The following is a 761-nucleotide window of genomic DNA, read 5'->3' as shown; positions in this document are numbered from 1 at the left end:
AATTTTATATTATGCTCACGGCCATAACCTTCGTAGGATTTTACATTATTTGTTGCAATTTTTTCCTGGTACAAATTACGCAAGGATGACATCAGCTCCAGAGATGGTATTTCTTGGAGGAAGGTCATTAACAGGTGGGGTTATTGCCGGGTCGATGATCCTTACCAATATTTCTACTGAACACCTTATAGGATTAAATGGTTCTGCCTATAAGAATGGAATGATCATTATTGCCTGGGAGGTCACCAGCGCTATTGCTTTGGTCATTGCTGCACTTTACTTTCTGCCCATTTACCTCAAGATGGGATTAACGACAATCCCTCAATACCTGGAACAAAGGTATGACAGCACCACAAAAACGATTGTAGCCTTTTTATTGATGGTTTCTTTTGTCGTCACCTTACTTCCAATAGTGCTTTACACTGGCGCCATTAATCTTGAGAGTATCTTCAATGTCTCCGAAGTATTGAATGTCAGTAGACCTGAAGGCATTTGGATCACAGTCATAACCATAGGCGTGGTCGGCTCCATATACGCTATTTTTGGCGGCCTAAAAGCCGTTGCGCTGTCTGATTCCATAAATGCTATAGGCCTACTTATAGGTGGCTTAATGGTACCTACTCTAGCGCTCTGGGACATTGGCGATGGCAATATTTTAGATGGGATAACAAAGTATATGAATATGTCCCTGAAAAATTCGATGTGATAGGAAAAGCAGATTCGGTTTTGCCATTTAGCACTATTTTCACAGGACTGATGAT

General features: G+C 41.0%; 1 protein-coding gene. It reads left to right on the top strand.

Features of this window, described 5'->3' with window-relative positions:
* Positions 1–706 (top strand): sodium:solute symporter family transporter (locus tag ADIWIN_RS11765; RefSeq protein ID WP_438874658.1); only part of this gene is annotated, 706 nt, incomplete at its 5' end.
* Positions 707–761: the final 55 nt, after the last annotated feature.

Source organism: Winogradskyella psychrotolerans RS-3 (assembly GCF_000427335.1).
GTDB classification, from domain to species: Bacteria; Bacteroidota; Bacteroidia; order Flavobacteriales; family Flavobacteriaceae; genus Winogradskyella; species Winogradskyella psychrotolerans.
This window is presented reverse-complemented; position numbering and strand designations above follow the sequence as displayed.